This is a genomic window from Curtobacterium subtropicum (genome assembly GCF_030362975.1).
In the GTDB taxonomy this organism is placed as follows: domain Bacteria; phylum Actinomycetota; class Actinomycetes; order Actinomycetales; family Microbacteriaceae; genus Curtobacterium; species Curtobacterium subtropicum.
The window spans coordinates 106,928-128,399 of the sequence record NZ_JAUCMM010000007.1 but is presented as its reverse complement, the minus strand read 5'-3'; the positions used below and the strand labels follow the sequence as shown (position 1 = coordinate 128,399).

Annotated in this window: 21 protein-coding genes; 5 read left to right on the top strand and 16 right to left on the bottom strand. The window is 72.3% G+C overall.

Annotated features, from left to right (window positions below):
* Positions 1-5: 5 nt before the first annotated feature.
* Genes QUG98_RS11305 through QUG98_RS11295 form a run of 3 tightly spaced genes read right to left on the bottom strand, consistent with a single transcriptional unit; the run spans position 6 to position 3,333 of the window.
* A complete protein-coding gene (locus QUG98_RS11305; protein ID WP_289470623.1) occupies positions 6-1,376 on the bottom strand; it encodes an FAD-dependent oxidoreductase in 1,371 nt (456 codons plus the stop codon).
* A gap of 56 nt (positions 1,377-1,432) precedes the next feature.
* Positions 1,433-2,509: a polyprenyl synthetase family protein gene (locus QUG98_RS11300; RefSeq protein ID WP_289470622.1), complete on the bottom strand. Its 1,077-nt coding sequence runs from the start codon at positions 2,507-2,509 to the stop codon at positions 1,433-1,435.
* 32 nt (positions 2,510-2,541) lie between these two features.
* Positions 2,542-3,333 carry a demethylmenaquinone methyltransferase gene (locus QUG98_RS11295; protein ID WP_289470621.1) on the bottom strand — a complete coding sequence of 264 codons (792 nt, stop codon included), beginning with the start codon at positions 3,331-3,333 and terminating at the stop codon, positions 2,542-2,544.
* Positions 3,334-3,417: 84 nt separating this feature from the next.
* Here QUG98_RS11295 and QUG98_RS11290 point away from each other — a divergent pair, with 84 nt between their 5' ends.
* Positions 3,418-4,677, top strand: a complete 1,260-nt coding sequence (locus QUG98_RS11290) for an isochorismate synthase (RefSeq protein ID WP_289470620.1) — start codon at positions 3,418-3,420, stop codon at positions 4,675-4,677.
* A gap of 66 nt (positions 4,678-4,743) precedes the next feature.
* Here the strand turns inward: QUG98_RS11290 and menD are convergent, their stop codons facing one another.
* A complete protein-coding gene (gene menD, locus QUG98_RS11285) occupies positions 4,744-6,546 on the bottom strand; it encodes a 2-succinyl-5-enolpyruvyl-6-hydroxy-3-cyclohexene-1-carboxylic-acid synthase (protein WP_289470618.1) in 1,803 nt (600 codons plus the stop codon).
* Positions 6,479-6,871: a PLDc N-terminal domain-containing protein gene (locus tag QUG98_RS11280; RefSeq protein WP_289470617.1), complete on the bottom strand. Its 393-nt coding sequence runs from the start codon at positions 6,869-6,871 to the stop codon at positions 6,479-6,481. Before QUG98_RS11280 ends, menD begins: the two co-directional genes overlap by 68 nt.
* Positions 6,872-6,949: 78 nt before the next feature.
* Here QUG98_RS11280 and QUG98_RS11275 point away from each other — a divergent pair, with 78 nt between their 5' ends.
* Entirely contained in the window at positions 6,950-7,279 is a 330-nt protein-coding gene (locus QUG98_RS11275; RefSeq protein WP_289470616.1) for a DUF4229 domain-containing protein, read from the top strand.
* A gap of 24 nt (positions 7,280-7,303) precedes the next feature.
* Here QUG98_RS11275 and QUG98_RS11270 read toward each other — a convergent pair whose 3' ends face one another.
* The 4 genes from QUG98_RS11270 to QUG98_RS11255 all read right to left on the bottom strand — a co-directional run bounded on the left by QUG98_RS11270 (position 7,304) and on the right by QUG98_RS11255 (position 10,838).
* Positions 7,304-8,299, bottom strand: coding sequence for a 1,4-dihydroxy-2-naphthoate polyprenyltransferase (locus tag QUG98_RS11270; RefSeq protein ID WP_289470615.1), 996 nt, complete (start codon positions 8,297-8,299; stop codon positions 7,304-7,306).
* 24 nt (positions 8,300-8,323) lie between these two features.
* Positions 8,324-9,475 carry an AMP-binding protein gene (locus QUG98_RS11265; protein WP_289470614.1) on the bottom strand — a complete coding sequence of 384 codons (1,152 nt, stop codon included), beginning with the start codon at positions 9,473-9,475 and terminating at the stop codon, positions 8,324-8,326.
* A 16-nt stretch (positions 9,476-9,491) separates the two neighbouring features.
* Positions 9,492-10,421 (bottom strand): 1,4-dihydroxy-2-naphthoyl-CoA synthase, encoded by a 930-nt coding sequence (locus QUG98_RS11260; protein WP_289470613.1) that lies wholly within the window; start codon positions 10,419-10,421, stop codon positions 9,492-9,494.
* A gap of 72 nt (positions 10,422-10,493) precedes the next feature.
* Entirely contained in the window at positions 10,494-10,838 is a 345-nt protein-coding gene (locus QUG98_RS11255; RefSeq protein ID WP_058729677.1) for a hypothetical protein, read from the bottom strand.
* A 436-nt stretch (positions 10,839-11,274) separates the two neighbouring features.
* On the opposite strand from QUG98_RS11255, the gene QUG98_RS11250 reads away from it, so the two are divergent.
* Positions 11,275-12,255 carry an o-succinylbenzoate synthase gene (locus QUG98_RS11250; RefSeq protein WP_289470612.1) on the top strand — a complete coding sequence of 327 codons (981 nt, stop codon included), beginning with the start codon at positions 11,275-11,277 and terminating at the stop codon, positions 12,253-12,255.
* A gap of 271 nt (positions 12,256-12,526) precedes the next feature.
* On the opposite strand, the gene ccsB is transcribed toward QUG98_RS11250, so the two are convergent.
* From ccsB to QUG98_RS11220, 6 genes are all read right to left on the bottom strand, one after another.
* A complete protein-coding gene (ccsB, locus tag QUG98_RS11245) occupies positions 12,527-13,501 on the bottom strand; it encodes a c-type cytochrome biogenesis protein CcsB (RefSeq protein ID WP_289470674.1) in 975 nt (324 codons plus the stop codon).
* 8 nt (positions 13,502-13,509) lie between these two features.
* Positions 13,510-15,138 carry a cytochrome c biogenesis protein ResB gene (resB, locus tag QUG98_RS11240; protein WP_289470673.1) on the bottom strand — a complete coding sequence of 543 codons (1,629 nt, stop codon included), beginning with the start codon at positions 15,136-15,138 and terminating at the stop codon, positions 13,510-13,512.
* Positions 15,139-15,211: 73 nt separating this feature from the next.
* Complete coding sequence (locus tag QUG98_RS11235; protein ID WP_289470672.1) at positions 15,212-15,910, bottom strand: cytochrome c biogenesis CcdA family protein; 699 nt, start codon at positions 15,908-15,910, stop codon at positions 15,212-15,214.
* A gap of 45 nt (positions 15,911-15,955) precedes the next feature.
* Positions 15,956-16,567, bottom strand: coding sequence for a TlpA family protein disulfide reductase (locus QUG98_RS11230; protein WP_289470611.1), 612 nt, complete (start codon positions 16,565-16,567; stop codon positions 15,956-15,958).
* Entirely contained in the window at positions 16,567-17,223 is a 657-nt protein-coding gene (locus QUG98_RS11225) for a histidine phosphatase family protein (protein WP_289470610.1), read from the bottom strand. The genes QUG98_RS11230 and QUG98_RS11225 overlap by 1 nt, the downstream gene beginning before the upstream one ends.
* A gap of 91 nt (positions 17,224-17,314) precedes the next feature.
* Positions 17,315-18,805, bottom strand: a complete 1,491-nt coding sequence (locus QUG98_RS11220) for a SulP family inorganic anion transporter (RefSeq protein ID WP_289470609.1) — start codon at positions 18,803-18,805, stop codon at positions 17,315-17,317.
* 179 nt (positions 18,806-18,984) lie between these two features.
* On the opposite strand from QUG98_RS11220, the gene QUG98_RS11215 reads away from it, so the two are divergent.
* Positions 18,985-19,377, top strand: a complete 393-nt coding sequence (locus QUG98_RS11215; protein ID WP_289470671.1) for a MerR family transcriptional regulator — start codon at positions 18,985-18,987, stop codon at positions 19,375-19,377.
* Between the two features lie 223 nt (positions 19,378-19,600).
* Here the strand turns inward: QUG98_RS11215 and QUG98_RS11210 are convergent, their stop codons facing one another.
* A complete protein-coding gene (locus tag QUG98_RS11210; protein ID WP_289470608.1) occupies positions 19,601-19,945 on the bottom strand; it encodes a hypothetical protein in 345 nt (114 codons plus the stop codon).
* 140 nt (positions 19,946-20,085) lie between these two features.
* Here QUG98_RS11210 and aspS point away from each other — a divergent pair, with 140 nt between their 5' ends.
* The gene (gene aspS, locus QUG98_RS11205; protein WP_289470607.1) at positions 20,086-21,426 is read left to right on the top strand and encodes an aspartate--tRNA(Asn) ligase; all 1,341 of its coding nucleotides are present in this window, start codon (positions 20,086-20,088) and stop codon (positions 21,424-21,426) included.
* Positions 21,427-21,472 lie beyond the last annotated feature (46 nt).

Sequence of the window (21,472 nt, the reverse complement as noted above, 5' to 3'; positions counted from 1 at the left end):
GGCGATCAGCTCGTGGGCGACGAGACGCGTCGGAGCGAGACGTCGACCATCTCGTCGCGGGGCACGACCTTGATGCGCTCACGGCCCTCCGCGGCGCCGAGGGCCTGCTCGTGCTCGTCCAGCGCGTGCCAGCCGTCGAGGTCCGTGTACTCCACCCCGCGCTCGCGGAGCAGTGCCGGGACCGCCTCGGGCGACGGGTCGGCCGGGGTCCACCACGATGCCTGGTCGTTCACGATGTGCTGGACGGTCTCCATCGCGTCGGACTTCGTGTGCCCGATCAGGCCGACCGGCCCGCGCTTGATCCAGCCCGTGGCGTAGACGCCGGGGACGGGCGAGCCGTCCTCGTCGAGCACCTGGCCCTCGCGGTTCGGGATCACGCCGGTCGTCTCGTCGAAGGGCACGCCGGGCAGCGGGGAGCCGAAGTAGCCGACCGCGCGGTACACGGCCTGCACCGGCAGCTCGCGGATCTCCCCCGTGCCCTCGACGCCGCCCTCGCCGTTCGGCCGGGTGCGCTCGTAGCGCAGCGCCGTGACGCGGCCGTCCTCGCCGACGATCTCGACGGGCTTCGCCCAGAAGTGCAGGTGGAGCCGCCGGCTGGCCTGCCCGACCTCGCGCGTGCGCCACTGCTCCAGCACGCGGTTCATCACCATGACCTGCTTGTTGGTCTGGATCGCGGTCAGCGACGCCTCGTCGTGGTCGAAGTCCTCGTCGTACACGACCATGTCGACGTCGCGGAGTTCGCCGAGCTCGCGGAGCTCCAGCGGTGTGAACTTCACCTGCGCCGGGCCGCGTCGGCCGAACACGTGCACGTCGGTGACCGGGGAGTCCTTGAGCCCCTCGTACACGTTCGCCGGGATCTCGGTCGGCAGCAGGTCGTCCGCGTGCTTCGCGAGGATGCGTGACACGTCGAGCGCGACGTTGCCGTTGCCGATCACCGCGACGCTCGACGCCGTCAACGGCCACGTGCGCGGCACGTCAGGGTGGCCGTCGAACCAGCTGACGAAGTCGGCGGCGCCGTAGGAGCCGTCGAGGTCGATGCCGGGGACGTCGAGCTCGGCGTCCTTGATCGCACCGGTCGAGAAGAGCACCGCGTGGTAGTGCTGCTTGAGGTCGTCCAACGTGATGTCGCTGCCGAACCGCACGTTGCCGAACAGCCGGACGACACCGCGGTCGAGCACGTCGCGCAGTGCGTTCACGATGCCCTTGATGCGCGGGTGGTCCGGGGCCACGCCGTAGCGGACCAGCCCGTACGGTGCGGGCAGCTGCTCGAAGAGGTCGATCGACACGTCGGTGCCGTGCGCCTCGCGCAGCAGGATGTCCGCGGCGTAGATGCCGGCGGGACCGGCGCCGACGACGGCGATTCGGAGGGTGGGCACTGATGTCTCCAGTTCGTTCGGTCGGGACGCTCCCGGGCGGCGGCGCGCCTCCCGGTTCAGCGGCTGCGTTCGACGACGGACTCGGCGAACCGCGTCAGTGCGCGTTTCACGGTGCCGTCGGGCAGCGGTTCGAGGGCTGCGACCGCCTCCTCCGCCCAGCGGACGGCGACGGCGCGGGTGGCGGTGGTCGCCTCGTGCTCGCGGAGCGCGGCGACGGCCGACTGGTAGGGCGCGGAGTCGACGGCGTCGTCGGGAGCGTCCTTGACGTCGTGCTCGATGCGGGCGAGCAGCGCGGCCGCACCGTCGTCACCGGCGGCGAGACGCCGGAGCTGCAGCAGGGGCAGCGTGTCGACGCCGGCGCGCAGGTCGTTGCCGGCGATCTTGCCGGTGCGGTCCTTCGCGGGGGCGAGGTCGATGACGTCGTCCACGAGCTGGAAGGCCACGCCCACCTTCTCGCCGAAGGTGCCGACGGCGTCGAGGTAGGCACGATCCGCGCCGGAGAACATCACGCCCGCGCGGGCGGCGGTGGCGATCAGCGACCCGGTCTTGTCGCTGAGCACCTGGATGTAGTGCTCGACGGGGTCGTCGTCGGGCTGCGGTCCGGTCGTCTCGTGCAGCTGTCCCATGCAGAGCCGCTGGAAGGTCTCCGCCTGCATGCGGATGCCCTCGGTGCCGAGGTCGGCGGTGATCAGGCTCGCCCGCGCGAAGAGCAGGTCACCCGTCAGGATCGCGACGTTGTTGCCGTAGGTCACGTGCGCGGCGGGCACCCCGCGGCGGACCGGCGCCTCGTCCATGACGTCGTCGTGGTACAGCGACGCCAGGTGCGTGGTCTCGATGCTCACCGCGGCCTTCACCACGGCGTCCGTCACGCCGTTGCCCAGCTGCGCGATGAGCAGGGTGAGGGTCGGCCGGATGCGCTTGCCGCCCGCCGAGAGCAGGTAGCGACTCGTGGTGTCGGCGAGGGTGTCGGTCGAGTGCATCGCCTCCTCGAGCCCCGCCTCGACGAGCTCGAGCCCGTCGTCGACGGCGCTGATGAAGCGCCGCTCGGACGGGGTCGCGAACAACCGCTCGCCGATGCCCAGCGAGGCGCGGAGGCTCGGTGCGCGACGTGCGACCGGGACGCTCGGGTTCAAGTGCTGCTCCGTGTTCGGGGTCAGGTGACCGGTCAGGCGTCGCCGGGTTCGACGCTCGGCTGCTCGCCGGTGTGCTGGTGCTCGCGACGTGCCTTCGCCCGACGGGCGACGGACTCGCGGACCTCGCCCGCGACCGGCTTGCGGCCGCGGTGCAGCGCGACGATGCCGGCGGTGAGGTTGCGGTGCGCGACCATCGTGAAACCGACGCCGCGGAGCCACTGGCTGAGGACCTGCTGGTCCGGCCACGCCTCGATCGACTCGGCCAGGTAGCGGTAGGCCGCGGGGTTGCTGCTCGACAGCCGCGCGATGCCCGGGAGCACGCGCTTGAGGTACGAACCGTACCCGAAGCGCAGCAGTGCCATCGGCGGTGTGGAGAACTCGCAGATGACGAGCCGGCCGCCCGGCTTCAGCACCCGGAGCATCTCCGTGATCGCCTGCATGGGGTCGTTGACGTTGCGCAGACCGAAGGAGATCGTGACCGCGTCGAAGGTGTCGTCGTCGAAGGGGAGGTGCTCGGCGTCGCCCTCGACGAACGTGATCTCGGGGTGCCGCTCACGCCCGACGGCGATCATGCCCGCCGACAGGTCGAGCGCCGTGACGTCCGCGCCCTTCTTCGCCAGGGCGGCTGCGCTCGTGCCGGTCCCCGCGGCGATGTCCAGCACCGTCTCACCCGGCTGGGGGTCGACCGCCCGGACCGTCGCGACGCGCCACAGCGGAGCGTTGCCCGCCGACAGGATGTCGTTCGTGAGGTCGTACTTCGCGGCGACGTCGTCGAACATGGCCGCCACCTCGTCCGGCCGCTTGCTCAGGTCCGCTCTGCTCACCGCACCATCCTAGAGGGCGAGGCTCCCCGCTGCCCGGACGCCCGGCCGGGGTCCGGCGGGTCGCCGCACGCGTACGATCGGCTCGTGACGCGAACCACCACGGCGACCCCCACGCTCACGGTCTCGACCCGGATCCTCGACGACCCGGGGGACGTCCTCCGTCACACCCTCCGGGACGCACCGCTGGCGTTCGTCCGGAGCGGGGACGGCATCGTCGGGATCGGTGAGGCGGCGCGGTTCACGTTCTCCGGCCCCGACCGGATGCGGCAGGCGTCCGCGGTCTGGCGCGACCTCGTGCAGGGTGCCGTCGTGGACGACCCCGTGCAGCTGCGCGGCACCGGACTCGTCGCGTTCGGGTCCTTCGCCTTCGCCGACGACTCCGCCGAGCGGAGCGTGCTCGTCGTGCCCCGGGTGGTCATCGGCAAGCGCCGCGGGAAGGCCTGGCTCACCGCCGTCGACACGACCCCCGACCCCGAGCCACTGGCCTTCTCGCGGACCTCCGTGCCGGTGCCGGCCGTCGGCGGACACGTCTCGGTCGCACTCGGCCCCGGGCGGATCGACGAGGACGCCTACGCCGCGGCCGTCACGGACGCCGTGCGCCGGATCACCGCGGGCGAGGCCGAGAAGGTCGTCCTGGCGCGCGACCTGGTCGGCGCGCTGCCCGCCGGAGCCGACCAGCGCGCGATCCTGCTCGACCTGGCGGCCGCCTACCCGCAGTGCGTCACGTTCGCCGTCGACGGCCTGGTCGGCGCGACCCCGGAGACCCTCGCCCGCACCGACGGCACGGAGCTGTCGGCACGGGTGCTCGCCGGGAGCGCCGCACGCGGTGCCGATCCGGTGTCCGACCGCGCCGCCGCCGAAGCCCTTGCAGCGAGCGCGAAGGACGTCGAGGAGCACGGCTTCGCGATCGCGAGCCTGCTGCACGCACTGCGGACCGTCGCGACCGACGTCCGCGCCGACCCGGAGCCCTTCCGTCTGCAGCTGCCCAACCTGTGGCACCTGGCCACCGACGTCCGGGCGACCCTGCCGGTCGGCACCACCTCGCTCGACGTCGCCGACGCCCTGCACCCGACCGCCGCGGTCGCCGGTACCCCCACCGACGTCGCGGTGCGCCTGGTCGCCGAGCTCGAGGGCGTCGACCGCGGCCGGTACGCCGGTCCCGTCGGCTGGCTCGGGGCGAACGGCGACGGTGAGTGGATGCTCGCACTCCGCAGCGCCCGGATCGACGACGACGGGACGGTGCGTGCGTGGGCGGGCGCCGGGATCGTGGCGGGCTCGGAGCCCGCGCGCGAGGTCGCCGAGACCGCCCTGAAGTTCCGCCCGATCCGGGACGCGCTGGCCTGACGTCACCGGGCTGCTGCTGGCCGGAGCCGCGACCGGTCGGGGCGGGCCGACAGCAGCCGTCGGTCGTCAGTCGGTCAGCGGGACCTCGACGACCAGGCGCTGCGCCGGGTCGGTGAGCGCGCCCTCGAGGTCGCCCCAGGTCGCCGCCCGACGGTAGGCCCACCCGAGCCCGGTGACGACCCGCTCGACGTCGACGTGCTGCGGCGTCGTCATGACTCGCCGCATGTCCTGCTCGGGGGTGGTCGCCGCGACCTCGAGGCCGCGGAAGATCGCGCCCCCGCCGTCGTTGCCCACCACCACCTGGACACGGTGCGCCGGCTCCTCGATCCCGGTGACGAACGCCCCGAGGTCGTGCAGGAACGTCAGGTCGCCGACGAGCACCCGCGTGGTGCCGACGGAGTCCGGCGTCCGTTCGAGTGCGGCGGCGATCCCCAGTGCGGTCGACACCGTGCCGTCGATCCCCGCGAGGCCGCGGTTCGCGTGCACCCGGATCTTCTTGCCCGGCACGTGCGCGTCGGCGACCCGGATCAGCTGCGAGGCGCCGAGCACGAGGCGGTCGTGCGGCCAGGTCGCGCCCCAGACCGCCTCGACGAGCATGGTCCGGTCGACCGCTCGACGACGCAGGGCCACCTCGTCGCGCAGGTACCGGTTGCGCTCGGCGCGGTCCCCCGAACGCTTCGCGTCGAGGTCCGGCCCGGCATCGCCGTCGCCGAGGAGCGCGCGGCTCGTCGCCACCCACCGTCCGACCCACGCGCGGTGCGCCGGGGTGGTCCGGCCCGTCACGCGGACGTCGGAGACGAAGGCGGTGGCGGCGTCCGGCCGGGAGGCACGGGCCGGGTCGAAGGGGTCGGCCCCCGGTCCGCGGACCACGACCGTCTGGACGTCGGCCCGCTGCAGCAGGGCGGGCACCTCGCGGCTGAGCGTGGGGTGTCCCAGGACGACGGCGCGGCGCACGGCACCACCGAACTCGGGGTCGCGGAGCAGCTCCCGGTAGGTGACGACCAGGTTGCGGCCGAAGCGCGCCCCGCTCGACACCTCGGCCAGCAGCGGCGCACCGAGCTCCCACGCGATCCGTTCGGCGTCCTCACCGGCGTCGTGGCCAGCGATGACGACGGTCGCGGGCTGGTCGTCCGGTGCGAGCTCCGCGACCGGCAGTCCGGCGTGCACCCGACGACGGGCGTGCTCGGTGTCGACCTCGTCCTCCGGCACGGCGCGGACGTCCTCGGGTCGCAGCCCGGCGGACAGCGGCTCGCGGAAGGCGACGTTCAGCTGCACCGGACCCGGCTGGCCGGTGTGCCCGGACGCGACGGCGACGGCCTCGCGCGCGAGGGACCGGACGGCGTCGACGGCCGTGCCGCCCTGTGCCGTCGGTGCCTGCACGTCGCGCACGAAGGACACGGCCGGACCGAACAGCCCGGGTTGGACCGTCGTCTGGTTGCTGCCGATGCCCCGCAGCTCGTCCGGACGGTCGGCGGAGAGGACGACCATCGGCACACCGGAGTGGTGCGCCTCGAGCACGGCGGGGTGCAGGTTGGCCACGGCGGTGCCCGAGGTGGTGACGACCGCTGCCGGGCGGCCCGACTCGACCGCGAGCCCGAGCGCGAAGAAGCCGGCGGTCCGCTCGTCGAGCCGGACGTGCACGGTGGTGCCGCCGGCACGTTCGAGCGCGACCGCCGCGAGGGCGAGTGCCTGCGACCGGGAGCCCGGGCTCACGACGACGTCGGTGACACCGGCGCGCGCGAGTTCGCGCAGGAGCGCGAGGGCGAAGTCGGTAGCCGGACTGCCGGAGCCCGCGGGCCCGTCAGCGATCGGCGGGGCAATCGTCGTCTCGTTCGTCGCGGTCGCGTCGTTCGTCGCGGAGCTGGTCATCGCGGAACTGGTCCTCGAGGTCTCGGAGGGTTGCGTCGTCCTGGTCCGTTCCGGTGCGGAGTGTCCCGGTGCCACGAGGGCCACCGAGGAAGTCGGGGTCGTCTTCGGGTCCACGGTACCGGGGCGCCGGTCCGGGCGTGGCGGGGGCCCGACCGAGCACGAACCACAGCAGACCGCCGAGCACCGGCAGGACGAGCACGAGGAGGATCCACCACCCACGCCGCAGGGAACGGACGCGCTGACGTGGCATGGTCGCGCAGTCGATGACCGCGTAGACCGTGAAGGCCACGGCGGCGACGGCGACGATCAACCACAGACGGACCATGCGACGACTCTAGGCAGCGCGCCTGGGACGGACCTGCCCGTCAGCCGCTGCACGAGCGACGTTCCGTAGACTCGTGGGGTGAAAGCGTGGCTCGTCTACACCCTTGCCCGGCTCGGCATCTTCGCCGCGGCGCTGGCCGTCCTGCTCGTCATCGGCCTGAAGTGGTACTGGGCGGCGATCGGCGCCGCGTTGATCGGCCTGCTCGTGTCCTACATCGCCCTGCCCCGACTCCGGGGCCGGGTGACCTCGTCCATCGCCGAACGCCGGGGTCGACCGGAGCACGATGCCGACTCGGACTTCGAGGACGACTTCGTCGACGCTGCCGACACCGACGCGACCGCCGCCACCGACCAGCCCGTGTCGGACGCCGACCGGCACCGCGAGCGTCGCGAGCACGACACGGAGTAGCCCTGCGCCGCTCGCGCGTCGCTCCTACGGCAGGAGGACGAGCGTGAGGCCCAGGACCACGCCGTAGGCGAGCGACGCGAAGGACGACAGCTGCAGGGCCGTGATGAGTTCGCGCGGCTTCCGCGACGAGACGCCGATCGCGAGTGCCGGCAGCGCCAGCAGCAGCGAGAAGTACGCGAACCCGGTGCGGAAGTACAGCAGCACGAACCACAGCAGCACGACGTACGGCAGCATCAGGAACAGCCCGAACAGGACCCGGGCGACGGGCCGACCGACCACGACCGCGAGGGTGCGCTTGCCGGCCTGACGGTCCTCGTCCACGTCGCGGATGTTGTTGACCATGAGCACGGCGCAGGCGAAGAAGCCCGCGGCGACGGCCGCTGCCCAGCCGCTCGCGGTGATCGCCTGGATCTGCACGTACTGGGTGCCGAGCACGGCGACCAGCCCGAAGAAGACGAAGACGAACACCTCGCCGAGCGCGTTGTAGCCGTACGGCTTCTTCCCGCCGGTGTAGTACCAGGCCGCGACGATCGCGGCCGCGCCGACGAGCAGCAGCCACCACGTGCCGGTGAGCAGGACGATGACCAGACCCGCCACCGCGGCGAGCCCGAAGAACGTCAGCGCGACGGTGAGCACCGTGCGGGGCTTCGCCAGGCCGGCACCGGTCAGACGGGCAGGACCGACGCGGAACTCGTCCGTGCCCCGGACGCCGTCGGAGTAGTCGTTGCTGTAGTTCACGCCGATCTGCAGGAACAGCGCGACCGCGAGCGCGAGCAGGGCGACCGCCAGGTGGTGGTCGCGCCCGAGGTACGTGCCGAAGTCGCCCGGCGCACCGGAGTCGACGAACGCCACGCCGGTACCGAGCACGACCGGCACGACGCCGAGCGTCAGCGTGCGGAGCCGGGCACCGCCGATCCAGTCGCCCGCGGTCGCCCGCTGCTTCGTGCGCTCCGGTGCCGAGGCCTTCGCCGGGTTGCCGCTGCGGCCCTTGACCGGGGTCCTGTTCTTCGTACGTGCCACGGCCGACCATCGTATCGGTGCCGACTACGGGGAGGGTGCGCCCTCGGGGTCGGCCAGCGCGCGGACGGCCCGGCGGTCGGGCTTGCCGGACGCGAGCATCGGGAGCGCGTCCACGACCAGGACCGCGGCGGGACGGGCTGCGCGTCCGAGGGCCTCCGCGACGTGGACGCGCACCGTGTCGAGGTCGAGCGGGCGTTCCGTGACGACGACGGGCACCTCGCCCCACTCCCCCGACGCCCGTCGTGTGACGACCGCGGCGTCCTGCCCGGGCAGCTCGCGCACCCGGCGCTCCACGGCACCGAGCGGCACCTTCTCGCCACCGGAGACGATCACGTCGTCGAGCCGGCCGAGCACGCGCAGCCGACCGTCGTCGTCGATCGTCGCGGCGTCGCCGGTCCGGTACCAGCGGTGACCGTCGCGCTCGACGAAGGTGCGAGCCGTGCGCCCCGGGTCGTCGAGGTACCCCTCGGCGAGCATCGGACCGGACAGCTCGAGCGCGCCGTCGACGAGTTCCGCGCGGACCGTGCCGAACGGCGTGCCGTCGTACACGCAGCCGCCGCTCGTCTCGCTCGCACCGTAGGTCGTGACGACCCGGACGCCGGCGTCGAGGGCGCGCTGCCGGAGTGGTGCGGGGGTGGACTGACCGCCGACCAGGACGGCGTCGAACCGGGTCGCGGCCGCGGTGGCGCGCGGGTCGTCGAGCACGCGGGCGAGCTGCACCGGCACGAGCGACGTGTAGCGGCGGGGCGCTGCGGGGCCGACGTCGAGCCGGTCGACCGCGTCGGCGAACGCACCGCCGTCGAAGTGCCCCGGCGGGACCACGACCGGACTCGTCCCCGCCGTGATCGAGCGCGTCAGGACGTTGAGGCCGGCGATGTAGTGCGTGGGGAGCGCGAGCACCCACCGACCGGATCCGCCGAGTGCGGCGTCGGCTGACGCCGCACTCGCGAGCAGTGCGTCCGCGGACAGGGCCACCCGCTTGCCGGTGCCGGTGGACCCGCTCGTCTCGACGACCAGGGCGACCCGCTGCGCGACGTTCGACGGCGGCGGTGTCGGCAGCGCCGGGGCGCCCTCGGCGACGGGGAGCAGTGCGGGACCGCCGGCGAGGGCAGCCTCCAGGCCGCGCAGCACCGCGGACGAGTCGGACGCGCCGATCGCGATCAGCGGGCGGTTCACCGGCGGGCTCCCGGGCTCAGTAGTGCCACGGGAACGAGGTCCACTCCGGCCTGCGCTTCTCGAGGAAGGCGTCGCGCCCCTCGACCGCCTCGTCGGAGGCGTAGGCGAGGCGTGTCGCCTCGCCCGCGAAGACCTGCTGGCCGACCATGCCGTCGTCCACCGCGTTGAAGGCGTACTTGAGCATGCGGATCGCGGTCGGCGACTTGCCGAGGATCGTCTCGCCCCACCGGATCGCCTCGCGCTCGAGGTCCTCGTGCGCCACGACCCTGTTGACCGCACCCATCTCGTAGGCGCGTTGCGCCGAGTACTCCTCGGCGAGGAAGAAGACCTCGCGCGCCAGCTTCTGCCCGATCTGGCGGGCGTAGTAGGCGCTGCCGTAGCCGCCGTCGAAGGACCCCACGTCGGCGTCGGTCTGCTTGAACCGACCGTGCTCCGCGCTCGCGATCGTCAGGTCGGCGACGGCGTGCAGTGAGTGCCCACCGCCCGCGGCCCAGCCGGGCACGACGGCGATGACGACCTTCGGCATCATCCGGATGAGGCGCTGGACCTCGAGGATGTGCAGCCGGCCCATCGACGCCTGGGCGGCGGCGGGGTCGACCCCCTCGGGCGGAGCGCCCTCGTCGCCGACGTACTGGTAGCCGCTGCGGCCACGGATGCGCTGGTCGCCGCCGGAGCAGAACGCCCAGCCGCCGTCCTTCGGGCTCGGGCCGTTGCCGGTGAGCAGGACGACGCCGACGTGCGGGTCCTGACGGGCGTCGTCGAGCGCGCGGTAGAGCTCGTCGACGGTCCGCGGACGGAAGGCGTTGCGCACCTCGGGCCGGTCGAAGGCCACGCGGACGATGCCCTGCGAGACGTGCTTGTGGTACGTGATGTCGGTGAAGTGCTCCGCGACCGGAGCAGCGGTCCAGACGTCGGGGTCGAACAGGTCGGAGACGGGAGCAGCCATGTCCCCACCGTATCGCCGGGCTGTGGGACCGGCCCCCGCTCCGTGCTGGTCGAGACTCCGTCCCCGTCGGGGCTACATCCCCGTGAGGGCTTCGGGGGCGAGGACGACGAGCAGCACGATGAGGATGACCGGGTTCGCGAAGAACGCGAGGACGACCCCGACCGCGCCGTACCAGCGACCGAACGACCCGACCGCGGCGATGAAGCCGAGCACCGCGGCGATCAGGGTGAGGAAGACCACCACGAAGCAGATGCCGAAGGCGAACGTGGTGTCGCCGCCCATGAAGACCGCGAAGGCGCTGGCGTCGACCGCGGCGGAGACCACGGCGAGTCCGAGCGCGATCTTGCCGACGATCGGGTTCCGGCGGCGGCGGGCGGCGTGCTCGAGTGCGCGGGTGTCGACGGTGTTGCGCTGCATCAGGCGCTCGAAGTCACCGGTGTCGGAGCGACCTCCGGGAGGACGGGGTCCGGCGGACCGGGCGGCCGCGTTCTCGACGGGTCGGGACGTTCCCGGAGCGGCCGCACGCTGCGCTGCCGTCCGCTGCGCAGCTGCCTGCCGGGTCGCACCGGGACGCTGCGCCGCCGCCGCGCGTTGCGCTGCGGCACGCTGCGCCGCGGCGCGCTGCTGCGGATCCGACGCCACCGGCCCTCCCTCTCCTCGGTCGCCGAACGGACGTGCCACGGTGGTCCGTGGCGCCGTCGACGCTGGGCCGACCGGTGCATGCTAGTGCCCGGCCCTGGCGGTCGGCTCCGAGGAAGCGGCGGGAGCGCTGGGCGCGGGATGGGTCTCGGCGTCGCCGGTCCTCGGCGCGGCCACCCCGGTCGCTGTCACCGCTCATGCGCGAGGATGGGGTGTGCTCCCCGACCTCGCCGACCTCACTGCAGACGCCCACGTCGTCGCATTGCCCATGCGCGTCCGTTTCCGTGGCATCACCGTCCGCGAGGCCGTGCTGCTCCGCGGACCCGCAGGGTGGACGGAGTTCTCGCCCTTCGTCGAGTACGACGACCACGAGGCGACCGCATGGCTCCGGAGCGCCGTCGACTTCGGGTGGACCGAGCACCTCCCCGCAGCCGACACCGTGCCGGTGAACGCCACGGTGCCGGCGATCGGGCCGGACGCGGTCGCCGGCCTCCTGGCGCGCTACCCCGGCTGCACGACCGCGAAGGTCAAGGTCGCCGAACCCGGCACGCGCATCGAGGACGACGTCGCCCGCGTCGCCGAGGTCCGTCGCGTGATGGGACCGGAGGCTGCGCTCCGTGTGGACGCCAACGGGCTCTGGTCCGTCGACCAGGCCGTCGAGGCGCTCGAGCGGCTCGCGCCGTACGGACTCCAGTACGCCGAGCAACCGTGCCGGTCCGTGCCCGAGCTCGCCGAGCTCCGGCGACGGATCGCGGGCCTCGGCGTGCCCATCGCCGCCGACGAGAGCGTGCGTCGGGCGTCGGACCCGCTCGCCGTGGCCCGGGCCGGGGCGGCCGACGCGCTCGTCGTGAAGGCGCAGCCGCTCGGCGGGGTCACCGCGGCGCGCGCGATCGTCGCCGAGGCCGGTCTGCCGTGCGTCGTCTCCAGTGCGCTCGACACGTCGGTGGGGCTCGGGACCGGGGCGTTCCTCGCGGCGGCGGCCATGTCGCCCGGGTACGCGGCGGGGCTCGGGACGGCCGCGATGTTCGAGACGGACGTCACCGCCGCTCCCCTGCTGCCGGTCGACGGGCACGTACCGGTCCGTCGCACCGAGGTGTCCCAGGAGCTGCTGGAGCGGAACGCAGCGTCCCCGGAGCGGACGGCGTGGTGGTCCGAGCGGCTGGAACGCGTCCACGCCCTGCTCGCCGCCGCCTGAGCGCAGCGGCAGCGGCGTCGGCGTCGGCCGTTCCGGTACGACGACGTGCCGCATGCGATCCCTTGAGTCGCACGACGTGCCGCCGGGTCGCGCCACCAGCGGCAAGTCCTGCGACGAAGGACGACGGGGCCCTCCGGGCCGGACCGGCCGGGGCCGACCCGGGTGCACCGACACCGGGGCACCGCCAGCGTGACGGACGGGAGGCGGGGTGCCAGCTGGCACCGCGCCTCCCGTCCGTCGTGCCGGTCGCGTCGAGGACGCCCGGCCGGGCTCACAGGCCCGAGTAGCTGTGCAGGCCCTTGAAGAAGACGTTCACGACGGAGAAGTTGAACATCACGGCGGCGAAGCCGATGAGCGCCAGCCAGGACGACCGCGCGCCGCGCCAGCCGCGGGTCGCACGGGCGTGGATGTACCCGGCGTAGACGACCCAGATGATGAAGGTCCAGACCTCCTTGGTGTCCCACCCCCAGTACCGACCCCAGGCGCGCTCGGCCCAGATCGCACCCGCGATGAGCGTGAAGGTCCAGAGCACGAAGCCGACGAGCAGCACGCGGTAGGTCAGGACCTCGAGCCGTTCGGCGTCGGGCAGCGTCTCCATGAAGCGGAGCTGCCTGGACACCGGGCGGCCCTGTCGGTAGGTCTGCACCAGTTGCGCCACGGCGAGTCCGGCGCCGAGGGCGAAGAAGCCCGTGCCCGCGATCGCGACGAAGACGTGGATGACGAGCCAGTACGACTGCAGTGCGGGCTGCAGCGGGACGACGGGCACCCAGTAGTTCACGGTCGCGATGCCGAGCAGGATGATCGTGAGCCCCGTGATGAACACGCCGAGGAACTTCAGGTTCTGCCAGAACTGCACCAGCAGGAAGATCAGCGTGATGAGCGCCGTACCGGTGAGCGAGAACTCGAACATGTTGCCCCACGGCACACGGTCGGCCGCGATGCCGCGCAGGACGGTCGCGCCGACGTGCAGCACGAGCGCGAGGATCGTCATCGCCATGCCGACGCGCTCGAACTTCGTGCCGCCACCGCCGGAGCGGCCCCGGTCGGTGTCGACCTTCTCGAGCACGACCGTGCCACCCTGCACCGTCGCGACGGTGCGTTCGGCGGGTGCGGGGGCGGCGGCACCGGCCGCCACCTGGCCGGACCGCTTGGCCATGTCGAGCGCGAAGGAGATGAACGCGACGACGTAGACCGCCATCGCGGAGTACGTCAGGACGACCGAGTAGGTCGCGAGGTTGGTCGTCATGTCCGGGTTCACGAGGGGATCCTAACTCCGAGGTCCGACAGGTGCCTCTTGGCGATGTCGTCGACGGCGCGCTCGAGGTTGGGGTCCTCGCCGCGCGCCAGACCGGCGTACTCGAGGTCGTACTCGCCGTGCTCCGCACCCCTGCGCGGGACGGCCTTCACCCACACGCGGCGACGGGGCACGAACAACGACGTGAGCAGGCCGAGCACCGCGAGCACCGCGAACCCGGCGACGAACAGCTGCGACGGGTCGTGGTGCACGTCGAGCGAGACGTAGCGCTTCACGCCGTCGAAGGTGATCGAGCCGGTGCCGTCCGGCAGGGTCTTCGTCTGGCCGGGCTTCAGCTCGATGCTGGCGGTCTCCGACTGTCGCCCGGCGATCTGCTCGAGGCCGCTGGTGTCGAGCGAGTAGACGCTCTGCGGGACACCGCTGTCGAGGCCGAGGTCGCCGCGGTACACCTGGAGCGTCAGGAGCGGGTTCTGCGCGTCCGGGTAGGCGCTGGCGAAGGCGCCGGTCGACAGCTTCGACGCGGTCGGGTAGAAGAACCCGACCATGCCGAGCTGCGACGGCGAGGCGTCCGGCACCTTGATGACGCCGGTCGACGTGTAGTTCGCGTCCTCCGGCAGGAACGGCACGACGTCCTGGAACGCCACGTTCCCCTTGCCGTCGCGGACCGTGACCTGCATCGCGTACCCGTTGCCGAGCAGGTACACGTTCGTCCCGCCGACCGACAGCGGGTCGTTCACGCCGATGCGACTGGTCTTCGGAGCCCGGCCCTTCTCCTGGCTGGTCACCGTCGCCGAGTAGTCGAGGGCCTGTCCGAGGGCGTCGAGGTTCTTCTCCTCGTAGGTCGTCGTGAACTTGTCGAGGGTCAGGTTGTAGCCCTGCAGGTCGGTCTGGCGGAACCAGCGGCCCGGGTTGAAGGAGTCGTACGAGCCGAGGACGTTCGAGAACGTCTGGCCCTCGACCAGCAGGCGCTGCCCCGTGTAGCTGAACCCGCCACCGAGGCCGACTGCCACGAGCACGCCGACGAGCGCCGCGTGGAAGACGAGGTTGCCGGTCTCGCGCAGGTACCCGCGCTCCGCGCTCACCGAGTCCCCGAAGCGCTCGACCCGGTACCCGGACCGCTTGAGCAGGGTCGCCGCGCGGCTCACGGCATCGTCGACGGACGGGAGGCTCGTGGTCGCGTCCGCCTCGACGGGGACGGACCGGTAGCCGGCGAGTCGGCCGAGGCGCACCGGGGTCTTCGGCGGTCGCGTCCGCAGCGCCTGCCAGTGGTGCTTCGTGCGCGGGACGATGCACCCGATGAGCGAGACGAACAGCAGCAGGTAGATCGCGGAGAACCACACCGAGGTGTACGTGTCGAAGACCTGCAGGGTGTCGAGCACCGGGAAGAGCTGCGGGTGGTCCGCCTTGTACTGCACCACACCGTTGGGGTCGGCGGTGCGCTGCGGCACGAGCGAGCCCGGGATCGCCGCCAGCGCCAGGAGCATGAGGAGGAAGAGCGCCGTGCGCATGCTCGTCAGCTGGCGCCAGAAGAAGCGGACGTAGCCGACGAGGCCGAGCTTCGGCTGCGTCGGTCCGTCGTCGCCGGTCGCCACCGGAGCGGCGCTGTCGACGTGGTCGGACGGGCGCATCGGGTCGGCGCCCGAGGTCGTCTCGTCCACGGGGACGCGCTCGACGTCGGGTCGCTCGGGGGTGGCGTCGTGCTCAGACCGCGGGGACAAAGCTCTGGATCACCGCCCCGAGGCTCGACATGACGGCCGACCAGATGCCGGTGACCATGAGCAGACCGATGACGATCAGGATCGCTCCTCCGATGATGTTGACGGTGCGCATGTGGCGCTTGACGACCCGGATCGCCCCGGTCGCCCACCCGGCGCCGAGCGCCACGAGGACGAAGGGGACACCGAGCCCCAGGCAGTACGCGACACCGAGCCACATGCCCTGCCAGGCGCTGCCCGACTGCACGCTGAGCAGGTTGATCGCGGCGAGCGTGGGGCCGAGGCACGGGGTCCAGCCGAGGCCGAACACGATGCCCAGCAGCGGTGCCCCGACGAGCCCGGTCGCGGGCGTCCACGACGGCTTGATCGTGCGCTGCAGGAAGGTGAAGCGTCCGATGAAGACCAGGCCCATCGCGATCACGACGACCCCGAGCACCTGGGTGATCAGGTCACGCCACCGCACGAGCCAGAACCCGAGGGCACCGAACACCGTCGTGTACGCGACGAACACCGCGGTGAAGCCGAGCACGAACAGCACGACGCCGAGCACGACCCGCCCCCGACGCTGGCCGCCCTCCGCGATCCCGCCGACGTACCCCAGGTACCCCGGCACGAGCGGGAGCACGCACGGGGACAGGAACGACACGAGCCCCGCCAGGGCGGCGACGGGCAGCGCCACCAGCATCTGGCCGCTCAGGATCGCGTCGGCGAAGGGGTTGCCGGGCACGGGTCAGGACGCCTTGCCGTCGAGCTCGTCGCCGACCAGGGTCTGCAGGATGCTCTTGCCGTCGATCGCACCGAGGACGCGGGCGGCCACGCGGCCCTGCTTGTCGAGGACGATCGTCGCGGGGACGGCGTTCGGGGCGATCTGCCCGGAGAGGGCGAGCTGCACGGCGCCGTCGCGGGCGTCGAGCACGGTCGGGTAGTCGACGCCGAAGGTGCGCTCGAACGCCGCCGCGGTCCCCGCTTCGTCGCGGACGTTGACGCCCACGAAGACCACGTCGTCGTCGGCGTACTGGTCGTGCACCTGGTTGAGGTACTTCGCCTCGGCGCGGCACGGCGGGCAGCCGGCGTACCAGAAGTTCAGCACGACGACCTTGCCGCGGAGGTCCTTCGCCGAGATGGTGTCGCCGTCGGTGTCCTTCGTCGTGAAGTCGACCGGAGCGCTGCGGTCGTCGGCCGCCACCTCGGTCACCGCCCCGGTGCCGGAGATGTAGTTCTGGGTGGTGCCGCTGCCGTACTGGCGCGACAGGTCGTCGTTCGACGACGAGCACCCGGCGAGCGCCAGGGCTGCGATCACCGCCGAGGCCGCGACGGCGGCGATCCGGCTGCGTGCGGACATCAGACTGCTCCTTCGTCGACCGCGGACGCGCGCAGGGACAGCGCGGGGTCCGCGTACCCGACCTCGGTGAAGCGACCGGACGAGGTGGCGGGCACACGCTCGAGGGTCGTGATGCTGGACAGGTCGCACCGACGCTTGCGGGGGTCGTGCCAGAGCGGCCCCCCGGCGAGCTTGCGGTGCACCGTCCAGATGGGCAGCTGGTGGCTGACGAGGACGACGTCGCCGCCGTCCACGCTCTCCCACGCGGAGGTGGCCGCGGCGAGCATGCGGTTCGCGATGGACTCGTACGCCTCGCCCCAGCTGGGGCGGAACGGGTTCGCGATCCAGGGCCACTCGGCCGGTCGCCCGATGGAGCGCTTCGTGAAGCCGGGGCGCTGGCCCTCGTACCGGTTCGTGGGCTCGATCAGCCGTTCGTCGAGCGAGACCTCGAGCCCGTAGGCAGCCGCCCAGGGCGCCGCGGACTCCTGCGTGCGCTGCAGCGGCGACGCGACGATCCGTCGGACGTCGACCCCGGCGTCGTGCCAGGCGGTCGCCGACGCGGCGGCCATCCGGGCACCGAGCTCGCTGAGCCCGAAGCCGGGCAGCCGGCCGTAGAGCACTCGCCCCGGGTTGTGGACCTCGCCGTGCCGGACGAGGTGGATCCGTGTCGCGGGCATGGGTTCCAGTCTAGGTCGCTCCACCGTCATCACCCGCCCCACAGCGGATTCACCGGATGTGCGAGCGTTCAGCCCCGGCTCGCTCGGCGGATCAGCCCAGGCGTCCGGTCAGCCGTCCGTGCAGCGCGACGGATCCGGTGTTCAGGTTGACGACCTCGACCGTCGAGCCGTGCCGGGCGTACCGCTGCTCCACCCCGTCGAGCGCCGCGACCGTGCTCGCGTCGAACACGTGCGCGGCAGACATGTCGACGATCACCCGCTCCGGGTCCTCGGCGTAGGAGAACCGTGTGACGAGGTCGTTCGACGAGGCGAAGAAGAGGGCGCCCTGCACGCGGTAGCGGACCGTGTGCTCGTCGACCGGTTCGCGCACCACGGCGACCACGTGTGCCGCTCGACGGGCGAACACGAGGGCCGCGACCACCACACCCACCAGGACACCGGTGGCGAGGTTGTCGGTGGCGACGACCACCACGACGGTGATGACCATGACCGCCGTCTCGCCGAGCGGCATCCGTCCGAGCGTGCGCGGCCGGATGCTGTGCCAGTCGAAGGTCGCGACGCACACCATGAGCATCACTGCGGTCAGCGCCGCCATCGGGATCTGCGCCACGAGGTCGTGCAGGACGATCGTCAGCACGAGCACCGACGCTCCCGCGGCGAAGGTCGACACCCGCGTCCGCGCGCCCGCCGTCTTCACGTTGATGACGGTCTGGCCGATCATCGCGCACCCGCCCGTCCCGCCGAAGAACGCCGACGCGATGTTCGCGATGCCCTGTCCCCACGACTCGCGCCACGCGCTGGACCGGGTCTCCGTCAGGGAGTCGACGAGCTGCGCCGTCAGGAGCGTCTCGATGAGCCCGACGATCGCGACCCCGAACGCGTACGGCGCGACGATCTGCAGGGTCTCGAGCGACAGCGGGACCGTGATGCCGCCGAAGCCGGGCAGGGCGGTCGGCAGGGACCCTTCGTCGCCCACCGTCGGCACCGCGACCCCGAACACGATCGTGATCGCCGTGACCACGACGACCGCGATCAGCGGCGCCGGGACGGCCTTCGTCAGGAAGGGGAAGGCGACGATGATGCCGACGCCGAGGGCCGTCAGCGGCCACACCACGAGCGGGATGTCGTCGCCGAACAGGTTCGGCAGCTGCGCGGTGAAGATGAGGATCGCGAGCGCGTTGACGAAGGCCACGTTGACGCTGCGCGGGATGAAGCGCATCAGGCGGGCCACCCCGAGGAACCCGAGCACCAGCTGGAACACACCGCCGAGCACGACCGCGGGGACGAGGTAGGCGACGCCGTGGTCGCGCACGAGCGGTGCGATCACGAGCGCGACCGATCCCGCGGCGGCGGAGATCATCGCGGGCCGGCCTCCGACGATCGAGATCACCACCGCGATCACGACGCTCGAGAAGAGCCCCACCGCGGGGTCGACGCCGGCGACCACCGAGAACGAGATCGCCTCGGGGATCAGGGCGAGGGCGGTGACGACACCGGCCAGGACCTCGCGGGTCAGCAGACGAGGTGACCGGAGGGCGCTGAGGACGCTGGGTGCCGCGGGGGCATGGGGTGCGAGGGACATCGCTGACGACCCTACCCTGACGTGAGGGTAGGGTTGGCACGGCGACACCGAGCGACGACGGAGGGAGGTCTGCCACGATGACGACCGTGCACTCCCCCTCACCGACTCCCGACGACCGGACACCCGACCAGGTCACGGACGGTCCGGCGCCCGGCGAGACCACGCACATCGGCGAGACGATGCACATCGGCGAGACGATGCACATCGGCGAGCTCGCCGAGCGTGCCGGCATGTCCCTGCGGACGATCCGCCACTACGACGAGGTCGGCCTCCTCGTGCCGAGCGGTCGGACCGCCGGGGGCTTCCGCGTGTACACGGCGCAGGACCTCGACCGCCTGCTCGTCATCCGTCGGATGAAACCGCTCGGGTTCACCCTCGACGAGATGTCCGAGCTGCTCCGGGTCGTCGACGCCCTGGCCGGGGCGGCCCCGGAGGACCAGCCGGCGCTCGCCGCCCGGCTCGACGCCTCGCTCGAGGATGCCCGCGCCCGGCACGCGAAGCTCGTCGAGCGCGCCGGCATGGCCGAGGAGTTCATCGGCACGCTGAGCACCCTGCGCGCCTCGCTCCCCTGACCGGCGGGCGACTCCGCGCCGTCACCGGTCGACCAGCAGTTCCCCCGCCTCGATGAGTCGAGCTCGTTCGCGCCGGGCGGCGCGCCACTCGTCCTGTCGGCGGAGCAACTCGTCGTGCTCCCAGATGAGACGCCGAGCTCTCCACGGGCGCCATCGGTACCGCCTGCGCACGCGCTGCCGCCATTCCTCCTGCCGCTGCCTGACCAGGGCGAGCACTGGATCCTCAACCGCCATGTCCGTCCCTTCCGGTGATGAGTCCGAGCACCAGCGTCCCGAACACGGCGTCGTCACCGTGCAGGTTCTGCATGTCGTACATCGCGTTGGCGCTGATGCTGCCGATCTCCGCGCGACCGGTGTCCGGGTCGCATGCCTGCTCGACCGTCCACACGAACCGCGCCCACGCCCGGTCGCGCTCCTCACGCGCCACGTCCCGCCGCCACCGCACCAACGCCCAGACGCCGGCCACGGCCGCGCCGAGCAGCGTGACCGCCGATCCGACCACCGCGGCCAGCACCGCCGCCACCGCGACGGGCGGCCAGGCCGCGAGCCCCACTCCCGATGCCGTCATCCGGGACCCCTCTCGACTCGCGACCCGACCACACGGACGACGCTACGGAGACGCCGAGGCCGACCCGCGCCTCCCGGCCGCAACTGTGGAGGACGCACGCCGCGAGCCCACCTGTGGAGGAGGCCGTAGACTCGACGACCGTGATCGAACGCACCCGCATCGCCGACCTCGCCGCCCTCCCCGACGGCCCCGTTGCCGTCGCCGGCTGGGTGGAGACCGTCCGCGACCAGAAGAAGGTCCAGTTCGTCGTCCTCCGCGACGAGACCGGCGCCGCGCAGCTGGTGAACCCGGCGACGCGCGAGGCCGAGGACGGCGACGACGACGCCCAGGCCCGGCTCGCCATCACGAACGAGATCTCGGGCCTGGCGCACGGCACCTTCGTGCACGTCCGCGGCACCCTGAAGCACGACGAGCGCGTGAAGCTCGGCGGCCTCGAGGTCAAGGTCGGTTCGCTCGAGGTCGTCAGTGCGGCGATCCCGGAGACGCCGATCGCGGACGACTCCTCGCTCGACAAGCGTCTCGACTGGCGCTTCCTCGACCTGCGCAACCGCAAGCAGAACCTGATCTTCCGCATCCAGACCACGCTGGAGCACGCGTTCCGCACGTACTGGGTCGAGCGGGACTACATCGAGATCCACACCCCGAAGCTGATGGCGTCGGCATCCGAGTCACGCGCCGAGCTCTTCCAGCTCGAGTACTTCGAGACCACCGCCTACCTGGCGCAGTCGCCGCAGAACTTCAAGCAGATGGCCCAGCCCGCCGGCTTCGGCGCGGTGTTCGAGATCGCGGACGCCTTCCGCGCCGACCCGTCCTTCACGAGCCGCCACGCGACGGAGTTCACGAGCGTGGACGCCGAGATCTCGTGGGTCGAGTCGCACGCCGACGTCATGGCGATGCACGAGGAGCTCCTCGTCGCCGGCTTCACCGCCGTCAAGGCGAAGTACGGCAAGGAGATCGAGGAGGTCTTCGGCTTCGAGTTCGTCGTGCCGACGGCCCCGTTCCCCCGCGTCACCCTGGCCGAGGCCCGGAAGATCGTCGCCGACAGCGGCTACGAGGTCGTCCGCGCGGACGGCGACCTGGACCCCGAGGGCGAGCGTCGTGTCAGCGCCTGGGCGAAGGAGACGCACGGCTCCGAGTTCGTGTTCGTCACCGACTACGACGCCTCGATCCGCCCGTACTACCACATGCGGCACGCCGACGACCCGACGCTCACGAACAGCTACGACCTGCTGTTCAACGGTGCCGAGATCTCGACCGGCGCCCAGCGCGAGCACCGCGTCGACGTCCTCGAGGCGCAGGCCGTCGAGAAGGGCCTCGACCCGGAGGAGCTCGGCTGGTACCTCGACTTCTTCCGCTACGGCGTCCCGCCGCACGGCGGCTTCGGCATGGGCCTGGCCCGCGTGCTCATGCTCGCGCTGCACGAGCCGTCCATCCGTGAGGTCACCTACCTGTTCCGCGGTCCGACGCGCCTGACCCCGTAGTCACCACCGACGACGACGGCCACCCTCCGACAGGAGGGTGGCCGTC